Here is a 19,400-nt window from a genome sequence, read left to right as displayed (position 1 = left end):
GTTGGACACCGTCGCGGGCGGCGCCCCCGTCTCGTTAGGGTCGATGCCGTGGCCACCTTTCCCCCGTACCCGACTCACCCGGGCGGCAACGCAGCCGCCGGCTCGTTCGGGCACCCGCACTGGTGGCAGAGGCGGTGGGTGCGGTACGGGGCGCTGATCACGCTCCTCGCGCTCTCCGGGCTCGTCATCCTGGCCCTCGTACGGCAGCAGACCGGGACCGAGGGCTTCCTGGTCGGGCTGGGTCTCGCGGTGCTGCCCGTGCCGCTGCTCATCGCGGCCTTCCGCTGGCTGGACCGGGTGGCGCCAGGGCCCTGGCGGAACCTGATCTTCGCCTTCGCCTGGGGCGCGTGCGCCGCCGCGCTCATCGCGATCGTCGCCAACAGTTTCGCCACCCGGTGGATAGCGACCGCGACCGCCGATCCGCACAGCGCCGACACGCTCGGCGCGACCGTGATAGCGCCGATCGTGGAGGAGTCCGCGAAGGCCGCGGCCGTGCTGCTGGTCTTCCTCTTCCGCAGACGGGACTTCACCGGGATCGTCGACGGAGTGGTGATAGCCGGCGTCACCGCCACCGGCTTCGCCTTCACCGAGAACATCCTCTACCTGGGCACGGCCTTCGGCACCGACCAGATGAGCGGGGGAAGCGGGCTGGCGTCCGTCACGGCCGCGACCTTCTTCGTCCGTGTGGTGATGTCACCCTTCGCGCACCCGCTGTTCACCGTGCTCACCGGCATCGGCTTCGGCATCGCCGCGCTGTCCGCGGAGCGCCAGCACGTCCGGCGGGTGCTGACGCCGCTCTGCGGGCTGCTGCTCGCGATGGGCATGCACTCCATGTGGAACGGGTCGTCCACGTTCGGCCAGTACGGGTTCTTCGCGGTGTACGCGTCGTTCATGGTGCCCGCGTTCGGGCTGCTGACCTGGCTGGTCATCTGGACGCGTCAGCGGGAGCTGCGGACGGTGCGGGAGGAGCTGCCCGCGTACGTGGTCGCCGGGTGGATGGGGCCGGTGGAGCCGTTCGTGCTCGGTTCGATGCGGGCGCGGCGGCTGGCACGTGAGTACGCGAGGCAGCAGTTCGGGAAGGACGCGGCGCGGTCGGTCGCGCGGTACGAGGCGTACGCGACGTCGCTGGCGTTCCTGCGCCACCGGGGGCGCCGGGGGCGGACGGGCGCCGATTTCGTCGTACGGGAACGGGAGTTGCTGACCGAGCTGTGGGCGCGCCGGGAGGTGGCGCGGCCGGCGCTGGCGTATGCGGCCCGGGCGACGGCACCGGTGGCTCCGCCGGTGTGGCCGGGGTACGGGCACGCGGCCTTCCAGGGGACGCCGCAGTACGGCCCGGTGGCGCCGCAGTACGGCCCGGCGATGCCGCACTACGGTCAGGCGGTGCCGCAGTACGGTCCTGCGATGCCGCAGTACGGTCAGGCGGTGCCGTATCCGGAGTACAACCCCTATCGCACCTAGGAGTTGACGCGGTCTCGGCACCGCCGGATTCCGCCGTCCGACGGGCTACGCCGACGCCTCCGTCAGCTTCGCCACGTCCTCGTCCGTCAGCGTCAGGTCCGCGACGGCCAGCAGCGCCGGCAGCTGCTCCACCGTCCGCGCCGACGCGATCGGTGCCGCGACCGTCGGCTGGGCCGCCAGCCAGGCGAGCGCCACCGTCGGGATCTCGGCGCCCCGGGCCTCGGCGACCTCGTCCAGGGCCGTCAGGACCCGCTGCCCGCGCTCGGTCGCCAGGTGCTTGGCCGCGCCCTCCGCACGCGCCGACTCCACCGTCGTACCCGGCCGGTACTTGCCGGTCAGGAAGCCCGAGGCCAGCGCGAAGTAGGGAACCGCCGCGAGCCCCGCACGGGAGGCGAGGTCCTGCAGCGCACCCTCGTAGGTGTCCCGCGAGACCAGGTTGTAGTGCGGCTGCAGCGCCACGTACCGCGCCAGGTTCTCGCGGTCCGAGAAGTCCAGGGACTCCTTCAGGCGCTCGGCGGAGATGTTGGAGGCGGCGATGGCGCGCACCTTGCCCGCCTTCACCAGCTCGTCGAGCGCGCCGATGATCTCCTCGACCGGCACCTCCGGCTTGTCGAAGTGCGTGTAGTAGAGATCGATGTAGTCGGTGTCCAGACGGCGCAGGGACGCGTCGGCCGCGGCCTTGATGTTGGCGGCGGTCAGGCCCTGGTAGTCGGGGTGCTGGCTGACCTTGGTCGCGATGACCACGTCGGAACGGTTGCCGCGCGCCTTCACCCACTTGCCGATGATGGTCTCGGACTCGCCGCCCTTGTTGCCCGGCACCCAGGCCGAGTACGAGTCGGCCGTGTCGAGGAAGTTCCCGCCCGCCTCCGTGTATGCGTCGAGGACGGCGAAGGACTGCGTCTCGTCGGCGGTCCAGCCGAAGACGTTGCCGCCGAGGGACAGCGGGAAGACCTCGAGATCGGAAGAGCCCAGCTTGCGAAGAGAAGTCATGCCCTGTGCCAACGCCCGGACCGGGCCGGCGTCTTCCGGGAAGCCCGCAAAGATCTTGCAAACGATCAGGCTCTTCGCGGGGGTGGGGTCAGGGGTTGAGGCCCTTGCCGCGCAGCCAGGCCAGCGGGTCGATGGCGGCGCCGCCGTTCGGGTGGACCTCCAGGTGCAGGTGCGGCCCGGTGACGTTGCCGGTCGCGCCCACGCGGCCGATGACGTCGCCCGTGCTGACCTTCTGCCCGACCGTGACGCTGATCGACGACTGGTGGCAGAACCACAGCTCGGTGCCGTCGTCGAGGGTGAGGATCGTGCGGTAGCCGTAGGAGCCGGCCCAGCCCGCCTCCGTGATCGTGCCGCTGTGGACGGCCTTGATGAGCGTGCCGGTGGGCGCGGCGAAGTCCAGGCCGGTGTGGAAGCCGGAGGACCACATGGCACCGGCGTCGCCGAAGCGGGAGGTGAGGGTGTAGGAGGAGGTCGGCAGCGTGAACTGCCGGGCGAGTGCGGCGAGCCGCGCGGCCTCCTGCGCCTGCTTCTTCTCGGCGGCGGCCTTGGCCTGCGCGTCGTCCTGCGCCTTGGCCGCCGCGGCGGCGGCCTTCTTCACGGCGGCGTCCTCGGCGGCCTGCGCCGCCGCCTGCGCGATCCGGTCCTGCTGGGACTCGGCCTGCTGGATGATCCGTGCGCGCAGCGCCTCGCCCGCGCCCTTCGAACCGGCGGCGTCGGTGGCCTCCCCGGCGTCGGTCCGGCCGACGCTGCTGAGAGCGGTGGCCGAGCTCTTGGGGGCGCCGGAGTCGTCGCCGATGAGCGCCTTGGCGGATTCCGTGACCGAGGAGAGGTCCGGCAGGGATATGGACACGGGCGGCTTGCCGGACTGCGCGGTGGCCATGCCGCCCGCGCCGACGGCGGCCATCACACCGACGCCGAGGACGGTGGAGCTGCGGGCGAGCCCGCCCCCGCGCTGCTTGACGACGCGGTGCCGGCCGCGGACGGGGCGGATGGAGTCCTCGGTGGGGTTCCACTCCTCCCAGGGGCCCTCGTCGATGCCGGGTGCGACGTCGAGCGTCTGAGTACCGTTCGGGGCGAACGAGGTGTTCTGGGCAGGCCGGTTGAACGCCACGTGGGCGCACTCCTTTCCTTCCGTCTCGCCTACCGGGTTAGCTGACGGGTTCGGAGCAGGAAGGTCTCCTACGCGCGTATACCGGCCGTACGGAACGGCGGTATCCGCGTGATTCACCCCAAGGTGGTGGTTCCCCGGTTCCCTCGCGGGATTCGGCAGGCGCGCACGGAGCCGCCTTCGGTGACGGCTGGGACGACCGCGCTGCGTTATCGAACGTTAATAGACCCGAGGCCTGTATTCCAAGCCGTTCAGGCAGATCCGTTCCCGCCGCCGACCAGGACTTTCATGGCCTGAACGGAGGAAATCGGGCGAGTCGCCCCCGTCTCAGCGACCTCATAGGTATTGACCGTACGTCAGTTGTTATGCGGAAGGACATGGCTCACTCACTCGTCGTCACCGCGCTCAGGGGGCGCCCGGGCCGGCGCACGGCCAGCAGAGCCATGTCGTCCGTGCCGCGGCCACCCGTGTGCCGGGCGACCTCGCGCGTGACGGTGCTCAGCAGGGCGCCGGGCCCGGGGAAGACCCGTCCCGCGAGGCGGACGGCGGGGTCGTAGAACCGGCCGTGCGCGTCCCGTGCCTCCGAGACGCCGTCGGTGTGGAAGAGCAGCGTCGAGCCGGGCGGGAAGTCCCACTCCTCCACCCGGTCGGGCCAGACGCCGAGGTCGCCCATGCCGAGCGGCAGCGCGGGCTCGCGGGCCTGAAGTTCTCGCAGGGAACCGTCCGGGAGCAGGAGCAGCGGGGCGGGGTGGCCGCGGTTGACGATGCGGACGACGCCGGAGCCGTGCGGGATCTCGGCGAGGACCGCGGTGGTGAACCCCTCGTACGCGTCGGGCCCCTCGCGTCCGGCGCGGTCGCGTGACAGCGCCCGCTCCAGGCGCTGGGCGACGGCCTCGAGTGTCGGCTCCTGTTCGGCGGCCTCCCGGAAGGCGCCGATCACGACGGCCACGGCGGTCACGGCGCCCATGCCCTTGCCGCGCACGTCGCCGACGACGAGCCGTACCCCGTGCGGGGAGTCCTGGACGGTGTACAGGTCGCCGCCGATGAACGCGTCGGCCTGCGCGGCCTCGTAGCGGGCGGCGATGTCCAGCCCGCCGATCCGGGCGGCGGGTTCGGGCAGCACCGCACGCTGCGCGGCCTCGGCGATCTGGCGGGCGGAGGCGAGGCGGGCGACGTTGCGGCGGACCAGAACGTTGATGAGGACGGCGAGGGCGGCGACGGTGACGACCGTGGCCACCTCGGTGACCTCGCCCGCCTTTCCTAGCACGCCGAGCCCGAGGTGGACCGCGAGGACCACGACGACGGCCGCCGTGCCGGTGAGAACGGTGCCGCGCAACGAGAACAGGGGCGCGGCGACGAGCGGCGCGGCGGTGAAGAGGGGGCCGGCCGCGTAGTCGAACGGGGCGAAGAGGTCGAAGCAGACCCCGGCGACGATCAGCAGCCCGGGCAGGGCCCGCAGAAAGGCCCGCGCGTACGAGATCCGCCGCTCCTCGGCCTCCGTGGCGGCCTCCGCCTCGGCCCCTCCGTGCGCCGGCACCGGGAGGGGCCTCGCGCCGGGGGCGGAGACCGGGGCGCCGGGGTCGGGCACGGGGGCTCCGGGGGTTCCGGGGGCTCCGAGGAGCCGGGCGGATCGGCCGGATCGGCCCGACAGGCGGTCCTCGCGGTCGGGGAGGCACCCGGCGGACCGGTTGCCGCGGTCGGAGGGACGCCCGCCCGACCGGTCGTGACGGCCGGAGGGACGCCCGCCCGGCCCGTCGTGACGGCCGGAGGGACGCCCGCCCGACCCGTCGTGACGGCCGGAGAGACGCCCGCGCGACCGCTCGTGGTCCTCGGCCTCCTCCTCACACGGCCCATCGGGCCCACGCCGCTCGTCGGGATCGTCCTGCTCCCATGACCACCGCTCGCCTGCTTGCTGCACCACCCGTCCAGGCTTCCCGGAAGGGCGGCGGGGGGCGACCGCTGTGGGCCGGGCGGAGTAGCCGCCAGTGGGTGAAAGAGAGCCGGGGAAACACCGAGGGCCGGAGCCCTTTCGGACTCCGGCCCTCGGCCTTCAGTAGCGGGGACAGGATTTGAACCTGCGACCTCTGGGTTATGAGCCCAGCGAGCTACCGAGCTGCTCCACCCCGCGTCGGTGATTCCAGTGTACGCCATGCGCGCGACAGGTAGTGCACGGGTTTCACCCCCATGCCGTCCCACCAGCGATTTCCGGCCGTACGCGGAGCTGCTTGGCCCCCTTGGAGGCTCCTCAGGAACGGTCGGCCGGGGGCAGCAGATGGGCGTTCGGGGCCTTGGCCCGGTCCTCGTACTCCGGCAGCAGCACCACGTCCACGCCCGCGGCCGCCAGCAGCGCGTTCCCGTCAGCCGACGCGACGAACGTGTCCGGTTCCCGCCAGGCCGTCACCACCCGTCGTACCCCCGCCTCGATGATCAGCCGGGCGCAGGGCGCGGGCCGGGACGCGCGGCGGGCGCACGGTTCCAGGCTGCTGTACACCGTCGCGGAGGCCAGCCTCGGATCCGCCGGGTCCAGCTTCGCCAGCGCCGCCTCCTCGGCGTGCACCACGGGGTCGCCGCCCTCCCGGGAGTGGCCCCGCGCAAGTTCCGTGCCGTCGGCCGCGACGACCACCGCGCCGACGCTGAAGGCGGTCTCCGACGGCGGGCACCGGTCCGCCAGCTCGCAGGCCAGCTCCAGCCACCGCCGGTCCGCGGCCGAGGCGAGCCTCCCGGTGCCGGGCGCGGTGGGCACGTACCGCATCAGCACCACGTCCCCGACCGCGCGCGTCTCCACCAGCCGCATCCGCCCCGGCGGGTACGCGCCGTGCCCGAACATCCGCGGGGCGTCCGGCTCCCCCACGAACAGTGGCGCCACCACCAGCTGCACCTCGTCCGCGAGCCCCTGCTGGAGCAGTCGCGTGTGCACGCTCCCGCCGCCCTCGACCATCAGCCGCCGTACGCCCTTCACGTCGCCGAGGTGGTCGAGCACGGCCCGCCACTCCACGTCCGGCCCGAGCGCGACCACCTCCACGTCCGCCGGAAGCAGACCGCGCAGCCGCCGGGCGCCCTTGTCCGTCGTGTAGACGGTCTTCGCGCCGCCCGTGTGCCAGAAGCGGGCCTCCGGGTCGAGGTCCCCGGACGCGCTGACCGTGACCTTCAGCGGATACTCCGGCAGCCCGGCGGCGAGGCGGGCCGCGCGCCGCTCGGCCGAGTAGACCAGCAGCCGGGGGTTGTCGGTGCGCAGCGTGCCCGCGCCGATGAGGATGGCGTCGCTGCCCGCCCGCACCTCGTCGACCCGGTCGAAGTCCTCCGGGCCGGACAGCAGCAGCCGCTCGGGCCCGGTGTCGTCCAGGAAGCCGTCGAGGGAGACGGCGGCGGACAACAGGACGTGGGGATGGGCCATGGCGGCGCTCCTGGGGTCGGGACGATCCGGTGAACGAGGCAGCTTGGTTCAACTTTTAAACAATAACTACACTGCCAGTATGACGACCCGCTGGCTCACCCCCGAGGAACTGCGTGCCTGGCGCGCGTACCTGGCCGCGTCGTGGCTCCTGGAGGACGCGATCGACCGGCAGCTCCAGCAGGAGGCCGGCATGCCGCACCTGTACTACTCGGTCCTGGCCAACCTCTCCGAGGCACCCGACCGCCGTATGCGCATGACCGATCTCGCCGAGGCGCTGAAGATCACGCGCAGCCGGCTGACGTACGTGGTCACCCGGCTGGAGAAGGACGGAACGGTTCGCCGGGAGGGCTGCCCGACCGACAAGCGCGGCAGCGTGGCGATCCTGACGGAGGACGGCAGGGCGCTTTTGGAGCGCACGGCGCCCGGTCACGTCGAGACGGTCCGCTCGGCCGTCTTCGATCACCTCACCGAGGAGCAGGTGGCCCAGCTGGAGGCGATCTGCTCCCGGATCACGGAGGCGCTCCAGCAGGACGAGGAGCGGTCGGCGTGCGGCGAGCTGCCGTGGCGCCGGCGTTCGTCCACGCCGTGACCGAGGGGACGACGGGGGACACGGGAAAAAGAGTTGCTTGAAACTTAAAGCAGGGATAGAGTCTCGGCCGAGGTTGTGCTTCAAATCTGAAGCATGAGTCCGAAGCAGGAAGCGCATCCTCCGCACCCGCCATCGTCGGCCAGGAGAAAGACGACAGCCATGCGCGACGCACACGAGACCGCCCCTTCCCGTGACACCGGCGACACAGCCGACCCGCACACAACCGCCCCGCACACGGCGGAGCTGCCCGCAGCCGCCCTGGCCGTCCCCCTCACCGCCAACGACCTGCCCGGTGCCGTTCTTCCCGCCACCGACCTGCTCGGTGCCGACATGCCCGGTGCCGACATGCCCGGTGCCGACCTTCCGGCCGCCACCGTCCGCACCCGGGTGACGGTCCCGCTCCGCTTCGGCGACGGCTACACGGTCACCGCCGACCTGATCACCTTCCACGGCCTCACCGACGGGCAGGAGCACGTGGCCGTGGTCCTCGGCGAGGTGGCCGCCGGCCGGGCGCCGCTGGTGCGGCTGCACTCCGAATGCCTGACCGGCGACGTCTTCGGCTCGGCCCGCTGCGACTGCGGCCCCCAGCTGCGGGAGGCCGTGGAGCGCATCGCCGACCACGGCGGCGTCCTGCTCTACCTGCGCCAGGAAGGCCGCGGCATCGGCCTCTACAACAAACTCGACGCCTACGCCCTCCAGGACCAGGGCCTGGACACCTACGAGGCGAACGCCGCGCTCGGCCTGCCGGAGGACGCCCGCGACTACACGGCCGCCGCGCAGATGCTCCGCGCGCTCGGCATCGACGCCCTGGACCTGCTCTCCAACAACCCCGACAAGGCCGGCCAGCTCCGCGACCTCGGTCTCACGGTCACCCACCGCGTCCCCACGGGCGTCTTCACCACGGCCCAGAACGTGCGCTACCTGCGCGCGAAGGTGGTCCACACCCAGCACACGCTGCCGCTGACGGAACTGACGGCGGGCTGAAGGGGAGGGACGTTCCCCGCGCGCACATGCGCAGAGATCCGGGACTGTGTGATCGAGGACTGTGTGATCGAGGACACTCCTGATGCGAATGGCCTGGCCACTCCTTCACCGCACGGCCGCTGAGCAGCACAAACGCACAAATGCGGCCGGAGCACTACACTGGCGGCCACATTGACACGCGCGACTCTAGGAGACACAGGACCGTGACGGCCATCGTCGATGAGCTCAAGTGGCGCGGGCTGATCGCCCAGTCCACTGACGAGGACGCACTGCGCAAGGCTCTCGCGGACGGCCCCGTCACGTTCTATTGCGGCTTCGACCCCACCGCGGCCAGCCTGCACGTCGGCCACCTGGTGCAGGTGCTCACCGTGCGCCGGCTCCAGCAGGCGGGGCACCGGCCCCTGGCGCTGGTGGGCGGCGCGACCGGCCACATCGGCGACCCGCGGCCGACCGCCGAGCGCACCCTGAACGACCCTGAGACCATCGCCCAGTGGGTGGCCCGGCTGCGCGCGCAGATCGAGCCGTACCTCTCCTTCGAGGGCGACAACGCGGCGATCATGGTCAACAACCTGGACTGGACCGCGGGCATGTCCGTGATCGAGTTCCTGCGGAACATCGGCAAGCACTTCCGGGTGAACAAGATGCTCACCAAGGACTCGGTCGCCCAGCGCCTGGCGTCCGAGCAGGGCATCAGTTACACCGAGTTCAGCTACCAGTTGCTCCAGGCCATGGACTTCCTGGAGCTGTACCGGCGGTACGGATGCACCCTCCAGCAGGGCGGCAGCGACCAGTGGGGCAACCTCACGGCCGGTCTCGATCTGATCCACCGCGTGGAGCCGCACGCCGAGGTGCACGCGCTCGCAACACCGCTGATGACGAAGGCGGACGGCACCAAGTTCGGCAAGTCGGAGACCGGCACGCTCTGGCTCGACCCGGAGATGACCACGCCGTACGCGTTCTACCAGTTCTGGCTGAACACGGATGACCGGGACATCTCGCGGTACATGCGCATCCTCTCCTTCAAGTCCCGCGAGGAGCTGGAGGAGTTGGAGAAGGTGACCGCGGAGCGACCGCAGGCCCGTACCGCGCAGCGTGCGCTCGCCGAGGAGCTGACCACGTTGGTTCACGGCGCCGACCAGTGCGCTGCCGTGATCGCCGCGTCGAAGGCGCTCTTCGGACAGGGCGAACTCGCCGAACTCGACGAGGCGACGCTGGCGGCCGCGGTCTGCGAGCTCCCGAGCGCCAAGGTGGGCGAACTCGGCCAGATCACCGATCTGTTCGCGGAGGTCGGCCTGGTGGCGAGCAAGTCGGCCGCCCGCCGCACCGTGAAGGAGGGCGGCGCCTACGTGAACAACGTCAAGGTGACCTCCGAGGACGCGGTGGCCACGGCCGACCAGCTGCTGCACGGTCGCTGGCTGGTGCTGCGCAGGGGCAAGAAGAACCTGGCAGTGGTCGAGGTCACCGGAGCCTGAGGCAGCCCGGAAGACGGAAGCTCAGCCGTGGGCGGGAGGCGTACGTCCCGCCCACGGAGCTGGGCCACGGCAACCCCGAGGCAGGCGAGCCGGTCGGCATCGGCCCTCGCACGGGCGGACCACGTGAGGCTCACCGCAACGCGTGCCGCGCCGTCCTGGTGGACCACAGCAGGGCCAGCAGACTCGCGACGTGCACCGGGGTGAGGGCGCGGAGGACGCCGTGCCTCCGGCCGACGAGGGCGAGCACCGTTCCGGTGGCGGAGGCCGCCAGCGCCAGGCGGACGCAGCGCCGGGAGACCACGCGGGCCGCGGTCACCGCGCGCAGGATGCGCCAGGCGTCCTGAAGACCGTCCACGCAGACCAGGTCCGCCGACCAGGACGCCTCGGCGCCCGGCGCGTCGGGCACCGCGACCGCGATGTCCGCGGCGGCCAGCGCCTCCGCGTCCCTACCGGAGATCACCAGGACGCCCTCCCCGTGGTCCCGCAGCGCGCACACCCGGTCGGCGAGGCGTTCGCGCCCTTCGACGATCTCGTCCGACGGGCACAGGAGTTCACGGATGCGCTCGTCCTCGGTGAACACCACCCGCGCTCCGGTGGCGCGTGCGGCGGCCAGCACCGTCGCGGCGGTCGGGGCCGGCCGCCCGCCCTCCCTCACCAGCACCGCGGAGTCGACGACCACGGCGGAGACCACGTCGAGCAGCCGCAGCGCCGACGGGTCCAGCGGTACGACACCACGCCGCGCCAGCTCACGTCCGACCGTGGCGGCGAAGGCCTCCCGCCCGTAACGGGCCGCCCGGGGGACGGCGGCGAGCAGGGCGTCCGCCGCGCGGCCGGTACTGCCCGTCAGCGCGAACACCGCCGCCGCGGTGAGCGGTGCGGTCGGCGCCAGCCGCGCCTCCCACCACTCGACGGGACCGGGCGGCCGGGCCCTGCCGCGCAGATGCCGCACCGGCCGGGTGTGCGGCACACAGGCGGGCCCCGGGCACAGGTCCCTCTCGCGCCGCTCCCACACCTGACGCCGGGCGCGGATCTCGCGAAGCAGCAGAATCCGGTTCGCCGCGTCGACGGCCGGCATCCCGACACCGCCGTACAGCCCACCCACGACGGCGCCGGCCAGCGACAGCAGCAGATCGGTCTCCAACGGCCCGATACGGCGCACCAACGGCCGGCGCAGACCCCGCTCCAGCTCCAGCGCCGCCACCGCCACGGGCACCACCCGGGGCAGCGACGGCAGCCGGAACACCCTCCGGGCCAGCCCGGCGGCCACCGCCGCGCAGTCGACCAGCAACTCGGCCGTCACCGCCGCCACCGGCGCGTCGTCGCCCGGGGTGACCGGCTGCGCCCAGGGGAAGTCCGCGTCCCGCACGCCCTGGGCCTTCTCCACCGCCCTGACCGTGTTCAGGAGGCGGTCGACCCCGACACGGCGCTCGTCGAACGACAGCAGGACCTGGCCGGTCACCGCGTTGACCTCCGCCCACCGCACCCCGTTCAGCCCGCGCAGCGCCCTGGTCACCCCGCCGGTCAGCCGCTCCCGCCTGCTGGGGCCGAGATCGAGCCCGCGCACCTCGATATGCGCACGCCCGTGCGAGGCCCACACCTGACGGGTGTGCCGCCGCGGATGGAGGTCGGCCAGCACGCGCCCCGCCCGTACGGCCCGCGCGGGCACCCCCGCGGCCGCCGAGACCCCTTGCCGGACCGCCGACACCGCGACCCGCCCGCTCCCCTCGGCGGCGCGCAGCCCGGTCCTGGCCGCCACCGGCGCGACCCGCCCGGCGGTACGGGCGCCCGCCGCACCGAGGGCCCACGCCCCGCCGACCCCGGCACGGGTCACGGACGCCAGCGACGACACCACACTTCCGGCCACCCCGCCCGGGTACCCGCAGGGCTCACGCTCTAATGCGCTGGAGACGTGGTCCAGCCCGGGCACGTCGGTGAAGAGGAGGGGCACGAGTCGGGAGGACACGGAGGGGGACGCTCCCGCACGGCCCGGAGAACGAAGCGGCGCCCGCCCCGGCCGAAGCCGAACCGGACGCCGCACGACAGGCCGGAGAGGGGTGCCCCTCGCCTGCGGACCGTAGGCCCTGTGGGACTCGAACCCACAACCAATGGATTAAAAGTCCACTGCTCTGCCAATTGAGCTAAGGGCCCTCGCGATGTTGCCTCCCCGAGCATAGCCCGACGAGGCCGTATCTCCGATCGGGTATAGGGGAGGCGGGCCGGAAGTGTTCGCTGTGGGTGGCATGTGGGTGGGTTGCGGGGCGGCCGTGCGGGTGGCCGGTGGGGTGGCGGGGCGGCCGTGCGGGTGGCCGGTGGGGTGGCGGGGCGGCCGTGCGGGTGGCCGGTGCGGTTACGGGTCGGCCGGTTCGGGCGCGCCGGAGCGGGCGGCCTCGCGGATGCGGGTGCGTTCGTGGTCCGGGTTCAGGAACCAGTGGCGGGCCGAGGCCAGCCACCAGGTGGCCGCGAAGCCGAGGACGACCAGGACGGCGACCGGGGCGTAGTTGAACGTCTCCCAGGTGACCGGGGAGACCTGCGGGAGCATGAAGAGGATCGTGATCACGACGACCCAGGCCACCGAGATCACGCCGATCGGCTGGGACCAGCGGCCCAGGTGCCAGGGGCCGCGTTCGAAGGTCTCGCCCCGGCGGACCCGCAGCAGGGTCGGGATGACGTAGGCGATGTAGAGGCCGATCACCGCGATCGACGTCACGGCCGCGTACGCGGTCACGTTGATCAGGTACGGCAGGCCCAGGGCCAGCGCCCCCATCGCCGCCAGCCACACCGCCGCCACCGGGGTGCGCGTGCGTGGGCTGACCGTGTGCCACACGTGCGAGAACGGCAGCGCCCCGTCACGGGAAAAGGCGTAGATCATGCGGCTGTTGGCCGTCACGGACGCCATCCCGCAGAACAGCTGCGCGCCGATCACGACGAGCAGCAGCAGCTTGCCCGCGCTCGCTCCGAGGGCGTCCAGCAGGATCTGCGCGGGCGGCGCGCCGGTTGGGGACTGAAGTTCCTTGTCGTAGGACTGGATGGCGAAGGTGAAGCCCAGCAGGAGGACGAAGCCGGCGATCCAGGAGGTCCAGATGGAGCGGACGATGCCCTTCGGGCCCGCCGTGGACGCGTCGTGCGTCTCCTCCGTCATATGGGCGGAGGCGTCGTAGCCGGTGAAGGTGTACTGGGCCATCAGCAGACCGAGCAGGGCCACGTAAGTGCCGCTGCTCCAGCCTGTGTTGTTCACGAACTTCGTGAAGACGAAGGACGCCGACCGGTGGTGGTCCGGTACGAAGGCCAGCGCGCCCACGATGACCGCGACCCCGAGCACGTGCCACCACACACTGACGCTGTTGAGGATGGCGACGATACGCACGCCGAAGGTGTTCAGCAGGCCGTGCAGGAGCAGGATCGCCGCGAAGAGCAGAACCGTGCGGCCGGGGGTGACCTCGAAGTCGAACTGCAGGTTGAGGTACGCGCCCAGGAAGGACGCGGCGCCGAAGTCGACGCCCGCCGTCACGGCCACCTGGCCCAGCACGTTGAACCAGCCCGTGAACCAGGCCCAGGCCGCGGCCGAGCGCGTCGGCGCCAGGCGGTGGGCCCAGAAGTACAGGCCCGCGGAGGTCGGGTAGGCCGAGCAGATCTCGGCCATCGACAGCCCGACGAACAGCGTCATCAGACCGACGGCCACCCAGCCCCAGGTGATCACGGCGGGGCCGCCGGTGTTCATCCCGAAGAGGTAGAGGGTCAGACAGCCGGAGAGCACCGAGATGATCGTGAAGGAGACCGCGTAGTTGGAGAACGCCGACATCCGGCGCGCGAGAACCTGTGTGTAGCCGAGCTGGGCCAGCCGCTCTTCGTCCGACAGCCCACTCGCTCTGACGTCATCTGTCATGCCCCCAGCGATTCCCTCGCCGGGCGCGTGACATGCGCCACCCGATGACCTGAAACCGACGGCCGGAAAAGGGACTGTTGCCGGGGCACGCCGAAGGGCGCCCGTACGGCGGAAAGCGGAAGGGCCCGCACGACGGGAAGTCGTACGGGCCCTCCAAGCTCACTCGGCGTCAGCCGTTGCGCTTCCAGCGCGGCTTGTCCTCGCGGCGGCCGAACGAGCCGGTGCCGCGGTGGTCGTCACGACGGCCGTAGGGGCGGTCGTGGCCCGCGGAGCGGAAGCCGGGGCGGTCGCCCTGGCGGTCCCGGTTGAACGGGCGGTCGCTGCCGCGGTGCCCGCCGCGGTCGTCACGCCGCTCGAACGGGCGCCGGTCGTTGTCACGACGGAAACCACCACGGTCGTCACGCCGGTCGAACGAACGACGGTCGTTGTCACGACGGTCGTTGTCACGACGGTCGCGGTCGAACGGGCGGCGGTCACGGTCGTTGTCGCGACGGAAGCCACCGCGGTCGTCCTCGCGACGGAAGCCACCGCGGTCGTCACGCCGATCGAACGAACGACGGTCGTTGTCGCGGCGGTCGTTGTCACGGCGGTCGTTGTCACGGCGGTCGAAGCCGCGGTCACGGTCCCGGCCGGCGAAGCCGCGGTCACGGTCGAACGGGCGCCGGTCGCCGTCACGGCGGAAGCCGCCCCGGTCGTCGCGCCGCTCGAACGAACGGCCGCCACGGTCGTCGTCCCGGCGGTCGAAGCCACGGTCCCGGTCACGGTCGAAACCGCGGTCCCGATGGAAACCGCCGCGCTCCTCCCGGCGTTCACGCCGCTCGTACGACGACGAACCGGCCGTACGCTCCTCGCGCTCACCCTGTTCGGCGCCCTCGCCGCGCTCCGCCTCCCTGGCGGTCCGCTGCTCCGGCACCGAGACCTCGGCCGGCACCTCGACGTTATCCGCCGCCGCGGCTGCCACCGCCGCCTCCGGGTCCTCGCCCCGCTCGCGCGCGGCCCGCGCGACGAGGCGGTCGGCCTCCTCCCGCAGTTCGGCCGCGCGCCGCGTCGCCCGCTCCAACTGCTTGGTGAGCTGCGCGACTTCCCGCTCGGCCTGCTGCGCGGCCATCCCGGCGGACTCCGCCTGGACCTCGGTCATCGACCGGGCGCCGGTGATCTCGGCGACCTCCGGGTCGAACGCGGCACCGCCCTGGATGATGTGGCGCGAGGCGTCGACGCCCGCGTCCTCCATCAGCCGGAAGATCTGGCGCCGCTGGTGCGGCAGCGAGAGCGAGACCACCGTGCCCGTACGGCCCGCACGCGCCGTACGGCCGGCGCGGTGCAGGTAGTCCTTGTGGTCCCCGGCCGGGTCCACGTTGAGCACCAGGTCGATCCCGTCGACGTGGATGCCGCGGGCGGCGACGTCGGTCGCGACGAGCACGTTGACGTACCCGTCCTTGAAGTCGGCCAGCGTCCGGGTGCGCGCGCCCTGGGTCATGCCGCCGTGCAGCGCGTCCGCCTTCACCCCGGCGTCGCGCAGCTGTTCGGCGACGCGGTCGGCACCCATCTGGGTGCGGACGAAGATGATGGTGCGGCCCTTGCGGGAGGCGATCGCGGCGGTGACCGGGGCCTTGTCCTTGGGCTTCACGATGAGGATGTGGTGCGACATGGTCGTCACCGCGCCCTGGGCGGCGTCCACCTCGTGGCTGACCGGGTCGTTCAGGTACCGGTCGACCAGGGTCTTGATCTCGTTCTCCATGGTCGCGGAGAACAGCATCCGCTGGCCGCCCGCCGGGACCTGGTCGAGCAGTTCGGTGACCTCGGGCAGGAAGCCCAGGTCGGACATCTGGTCGGCCTCGTCGAGGACGGCGATCCGCACGTCCTCGAGGGAGCAGGCGCCGCGGTTGATGATGTCGCGCAGGCGGCCCGGCGTGGCGACCAGGATGTCCACGCCGCGCTCGAGGGCGTAGATCTGGTTCGCCATGGAGGTGCCGCCGCAGACGACCTTCATCTTCAGCCCGAGCACGTCGCCGTAGGGCTGCAGCGCGTCGGCGACCTGCATGGCCAGCTCACGGGTCGGGGTGAGGATCACGGCCCGGGGCTTCTTCTTCTCGGTGCGCCCGCCGGCCAGGATGGCCAGGGTGGGCAGACCGAAGGACAGCGTCTTGCCCGAGCCGGTGCGGCCACGGCCGAGGATGTCCTTGCCGGCCAGGGCGTCCGGGATGGTCGCGGCCTGGATCGGGAAGGGGACGGTGACGCCGTTCTGCGCGAGCTTGCGGACGATGCCCTCGGGCAGGCCGAGATCGGCGAAGGTCATCTCGGGAGCGGCGTCCTGGGCCTCAGCGGCCACAGAGGTGCTCTCGGTGTTCTGGGAGTCGTCCGCGGACAGGACGATGTGCTCGGTACGGGCAACAGACATACGAAATGCGAACCTTCCGGAGTTCTGGCACGCGCCCAAACATCCGTGAAGTCGCATTCGACCGCCTCGATGCGGTCCGGCCACGGCAAGGGAGAGTACGCGCCACACGCGGCGCGTCTTCAAGGCGCCGGGCAAATGGGATCAAACGATCTACCAAGATACGCACCTCGGACCGCTGAAAGCAAACCGATCCCCGCCCCCTCCGGGTGACTCTCGCCACAGGCACCAGGAACCTGGAGGCGGACACACCTACGCCGCCGGGATTCCCGCTCGCGGCGCCGGCTCCCGCTGCGTCAGCTGCGTGGCCTGCCCGGGCGCCGAGGACGACGGCTCCGCGGTCGTCGGGGTCGGCGACGGCGGGTCCGGCCGGCTCGTCGGCGTGGGGTCGACCGAGGCCTGCGTGGGGTCCGGCTCCCCCACCGTCGGCGCGGGCGGCACCACACCGCCGCCGCCCCCCTTACCGGGCGGTGAGGTCTCCTTGGCGGTCGGCCCGGCGTCCTTCGACCCGCCGCCCTTGGACGCCGACGCGGAGGGCGGCACGGAGGACCCTCCGGTCCCGGACCCGGCCGGCTTCGGCGACCCCGCCTTGGCCGCCGCTCCGCCCAGGCCCGCGTCCGCGCCCCCGCTCGTCGCCGAACCCCCGTCCGGCGCCGCCCCGCCGTGCCGCCCCGCCGAAGGCGCCTGCGACGGAGCGCCCGCGTCGTCCCCCACGCTCATGCAGCCGGTGGCGGCGGCGAGGGCCATGACCGTGGCGGCCAGACGGACGGGTACGTAACTGGCGCGCACGGGCAGCCACCTCCGGGGGCATACGAGAAGTCAGCCTGCCCAACTCCCGCCGCCCGCAAGAGGACACGCGCCGCGGGAAGGGAACGTCACCCGCCCGAGGTCACCTGTACGCAAGGACGCTCGACGGCCACCGCGGACATCGCCTCCCGGACGTCGCCCGCACCGGAGCACACTCCGTCCCACGTCACCCGTACCCCAACCGCACGCCGTCCCACGTCACCCGTACCCGAGCGAGTGGAGCCGGGCGTCGTCGATGCCGAAGTGGTGTGCGATCTCATGCACCACCGTCACCTCGGTCTCCGCGACCACGTCCTCACGGGTGTCGCACATCCGCAGGGTCGGCCCCCGGTAGATCGTGATCCGGTCCGGCAGCACGCCCGCGTACCACTCGCCGCGGTCCGTCAGCGGAGTGCCCTCGTACAGCCCGAGCAGCCCGGGATCGTCCGCGGGCGGCTCCTCCTCGACGAACACCGCGACGTTGTCCATGAGCCGCGTCAGCTCCGGCGGGATCCGGTCGAGCGCCTCGGCGACCAGTTCCTCGAACTCCTCGCGCGTCATCTCCAGCACAGGGCCATTGTCCGGCACGACACCCCGACCGGCGGGGTTCGACCGCCCCCGTATCCGTTGATCCACTCCGCATATCCGCTCAGCAACCTGGGCATACGGGACCAATGGACCGCGTCCCCCCAGCAGCTCTGAACCGCGTTCGAAGGGCGCCCTCCACGCTCGCCCGGTACTACCGCTCACTCCGCCCGCACCCGGCCGCCGAACTCGTCCCGCAGCCCCACCCCTGGCTCCGGGCCCTCGGCATGGTCACCGTGGTGCTCCTGGGCGCCTGGCTCGGCCTGTTGATCGTGGGCGATGTGCGCGTCCCGGTGGGCCCCATGAACACCACCATGACCCTGCGCCCCTCGCTGGCCGGGGGCACGAAGATCAACGTCTCCCCACTCGGCGCCCTCGAGCTGAACAGCCACCAGGCGCCCGTCCGGCTCGACGTCAACGTCGACCAGCTCGACCCCGGCCGCTCCCAGGAACTGGTGGACCACCCGGAGCGGATCTCCGGGCTCCAGGAGGAGATCACCCACGACGTCGAGCACGGCACGCTCGACCTTGCCGTGCGCTCCTGCGTGGCCGTGGTCGCCGGCGCGACCGCGCTCGGCCTGGCGGTCTACCGCCGCCCCCGGCGGGCACTCGCGGCCGGCGGGCTGGCGTTCACCCTCCTCGGCGCCTCCGGGGCGACGGCGTACGCCACCTGGAACCCCGAGTCGGTCCTCGAGCCGAAGTTCTCCGGCCTGCTCTCCTCCGCGCCCTCCCTGGTCGGCAACGCGCGCAGCATCGTCACCGAGTTCGACGTCTACCAGCAGGAGCTGGCGCGCCTGGTGACGAACGTGACGAAGCTCTACGACGTCACGTCCACCCTCCCCGCCTACCAGCCGGACCCGACGACGATCCGGGTCCTGCACGTCTCCGACATCCACCTCAACCCGGCGAGCTGGAAGATCATCGCCTCGCTGGTCAAGCAGTACGACGTCAATGTGATCGTCGACTCCGGCGACACCATGGACCACGGCACGGCGGCGGAGAACCGCTTCCTGGACCCGATCGCCGACCTGGGCGCCCCCTACGTCTGGGTCCGTGGCAACCACGACTCCTCGACCACCCAGCGCTACCTGGAGCACATGAAGAACGTGCACGTCCTGGACGACGGCAGGGCGGTCAGCATCGCGGGCCTGCGTTTCGCCGGGATGGGGGACCCGCAGTTCACCCCCGACCGGTCGGTCACCCCGGGCGGCGACCACGCCGAGGAACTGGCGGGTGCGCGTCTGGCCACGGCCCTGCGCGACCAGAAGGCGGCGGGCAGGCCCGTCGACATCGCGATCGCCCACGAGCCGACGGCCGCGCGCCAGGTGGACGGCGATGTGCCGCTGGTCCTGGCGGGACATCTGCACCACGAGGGGATGGAGATCATGAAGTACGGCACCCGGCTGCGCATCGAGGGATCGACGGGCGGCAGTGGACTGCGGGCGGTCGAGCGCCAGTACCCGGCCCCGATCGAGGCCTCGATCCTCTACCTGGACCGCGACACCCGCCATCTGCAGGCCTGGGACGAGATCAGGCTCGGCGGCCTGGGGCAGACGACGGCGGAGGTGACCCGTCACCTGGCCAAGGAGAACCAGCCGGGCGGGAGCCCTTCGCCGGGCACCACGCCCCCGAGCACGCCCCCCGCGAGCCGCTCCGGCGCGACCCCGACGCCGAGCGCCCCCTAAACGGTTTTGGCGAACCCTCCTCCCATCCCATATGCTTCTCACGTCCCCGACGCGCTGAGAAGCGCCCAGGC

The 19,400-nt window shown here is 72.2% G+C and carries 14 protein-coding genes, 2 tRNA genes and 1 riboswitch; of the genes, 5 read left to right on the top strand and 11 right to left on the bottom strand.

Annotated elements, in window-relative coordinates; all coding sequences use genetic code 11:
• Nucleotides 1-48: 48 nt before the first annotated feature.
• Complete coding sequence (locus ACIRC0_RS19405; protein WP_403617331.1) at nucleotides 49-1,458, top strand: PrsW family intramembrane metalloprotease; 1,410 nt, start codon at nucleotides 49-51, stop codon at nucleotides 1,456-1,458.
• 45 nt (nucleotides 1,459-1,503) lie between these two features.
• Here ACIRC0_RS19405 and ACIRC0_RS19400 read toward each other — a convergent pair whose 3' ends face one another.
• The 5 genes from ACIRC0_RS19400 to ACIRC0_RS19380 form a co-directional block, all read right to left on the bottom strand.
• The gene (locus tag ACIRC0_RS19400) at nucleotides 1,504-2,448 is read right to left on the bottom strand and encodes an aldo/keto reductase (protein WP_403617330.1); all 945 of its coding nucleotides are present in this window, start codon (nucleotides 2,446-2,448) and stop codon (nucleotides 1,504-1,506) included.
• A gap of 88 nt (nucleotides 2,449-2,536) precedes the next feature.
• Entirely contained in the window at nucleotides 2,537-3,559 is a 1,023-nt protein-coding gene (locus ACIRC0_RS19395) for a M23 family metallopeptidase (RefSeq protein ID WP_403617329.1), read from the bottom strand.
• Between the two features lie 11 nt (nucleotides 3,560-3,570).
• Nucleotides 3,571-3,727: riboswitch (cyclic di-AMP (ydaO/yuaA leader) on the bottom strand.
• A gap of 211 nt (nucleotides 3,728-3,938) precedes the next feature.
• Nucleotides 3,939-5,144 carry a PP2C family protein-serine/threonine phosphatase gene (locus ACIRC0_RS19390; RefSeq protein ID WP_403617328.1) on the bottom strand — a complete coding sequence of 402 codons (1,206 nt, stop codon included), beginning with the start codon at nucleotides 5,142-5,144 and terminating at the stop codon, nucleotides 3,939-3,941.
• A 466-nt stretch (nucleotides 5,145-5,610) separates the two neighbouring features.
• Nucleotides 5,611-5,684 (bottom strand) — tRNA-Met (locus ACIRC0_RS19385).
• A gap of 117 nt (nucleotides 5,685-5,801) precedes the next feature.
• A complete protein-coding gene (locus tag ACIRC0_RS19380; protein WP_403617327.1) occupies nucleotides 5,802-6,950 on the bottom strand; it encodes a dihydrofolate reductase family protein in 1,149 nt (382 codons plus the stop codon).
• Nucleotides 6,951-7,029: 79 nt separating this feature from the next.
• On the opposite strand from ACIRC0_RS19380, the gene ACIRC0_RS19375 reads away from it, so the two are divergent.
• The 3 genes from ACIRC0_RS19375 to tyrS all read left to right on the top strand — a co-directional run bounded on the left by ACIRC0_RS19375 (nucleotide 7,030) and on the right by tyrS (nucleotide 9,995).
• The gene (locus ACIRC0_RS19375; protein ID WP_403617326.1) at nucleotides 7,030-7,539 is read left to right on the top strand and encodes a MarR family winged helix-turn-helix transcriptional regulator; all 510 of its coding nucleotides are present in this window, start codon (nucleotides 7,030-7,032) and stop codon (nucleotides 7,537-7,539) included.
• 345 nt (nucleotides 7,540-7,884) lie between these two features.
• Nucleotides 7,885-8,523, top strand: a complete 639-nt coding sequence (ribA, locus tag ACIRC0_RS19370; RefSeq protein WP_403617369.1) for a GTP cyclohydrolase II — start codon at nucleotides 7,885-7,887, stop codon at nucleotides 8,521-8,523.
• A 203-nt stretch (nucleotides 8,524-8,726) separates the two neighbouring features.
• Complete coding sequence (tyrS, locus tag ACIRC0_RS19365; protein ID WP_403617325.1) at nucleotides 8,727-9,995, top strand: tyrosine--tRNA ligase; 1,269 nt, start codon at nucleotides 8,727-8,729, stop codon at nucleotides 9,993-9,995.
• A gap of 130 nt (nucleotides 9,996-10,125) precedes the next feature.
• Here the strand turns inward: tyrS and ACIRC0_RS19360 are convergent, their stop codons facing one another.
• The 6 genes from ACIRC0_RS19360 to ACIRC0_RS19335 form a co-directional block, all read right to left on the bottom strand.
• Nucleotides 10,126-11,958 (bottom strand): heavy-metal-associated domain-containing protein, encoded by a 1,833-nt coding sequence (locus tag ACIRC0_RS19360; protein WP_403617324.1) that lies wholly within the window; start codon nucleotides 11,956-11,958, stop codon nucleotides 10,126-10,128.
• 112 nt (nucleotides 11,959-12,070) lie between these two features.
• Nucleotides 12,071-12,143 (bottom strand) — tRNA-Lys (locus ACIRC0_RS19355).
• 199 nt (nucleotides 12,144-12,342) lie between these two features.
• Nucleotides 12,343-13,878: an amino acid permease gene (locus ACIRC0_RS19350; protein ID WP_403617323.1), complete on the bottom strand. Its 1,536-nt coding sequence runs from the start codon at nucleotides 13,876-13,878 to the stop codon at nucleotides 12,343-12,345.
• A 169-nt stretch (nucleotides 13,879-14,047) separates the two neighbouring features.
• On the bottom strand, nucleotides 14,048-16,276 hold the full coding sequence (locus ACIRC0_RS19345) for a DEAD/DEAH box helicase (protein WP_403617322.1): 2,229 nt from the start codon (nucleotides 16,274-16,276) through the stop codon (nucleotides 14,048-14,050).
• Between the two features lie 249 nt (nucleotides 16,277-16,525).
• Nucleotides 16,526-17,062, bottom strand: a complete 537-nt coding sequence (locus tag ACIRC0_RS19340; protein WP_403617321.1) for a hypothetical protein — start codon at nucleotides 17,060-17,062, stop codon at nucleotides 16,526-16,528.
• A 216-nt stretch (nucleotides 17,063-17,278) separates the two neighbouring features.
• Nucleotides 17,279-17,629 (bottom strand): metallopeptidase family protein, encoded by a 351-nt coding sequence (locus ACIRC0_RS19335; RefSeq protein ID WP_366028985.1) that lies wholly within the window; start codon nucleotides 17,627-17,629, stop codon nucleotides 17,279-17,281.
• A gap of 104 nt (nucleotides 17,630-17,733) precedes the next feature.
• On the opposite strand from ACIRC0_RS19335, the gene ACIRC0_RS19330 reads away from it, so the two are divergent.
• Nucleotides 17,734-19,329, top strand: coding sequence for a metallophosphoesterase (locus ACIRC0_RS19330; RefSeq protein ID WP_403617320.1), 1,596 nt, complete (start codon nucleotides 17,734-17,736; stop codon nucleotides 19,327-19,329).
• Nucleotides 19,330-19,400 lie beyond the last annotated feature (71 nt).

This window comes from Streptomyces sp. NPDC093984 (assembly GCF_044764595.1).
GTDB lineage: Bacteria > Actinomycetota > Actinomycetes > Streptomycetales > Streptomycetaceae > Streptomyces > Streptomyces cynarae.
The sequence above is the reverse complement of the archived record's forward strand: the minus strand, read 5'-3'. Positions and strand labels throughout refer to the sequence as shown.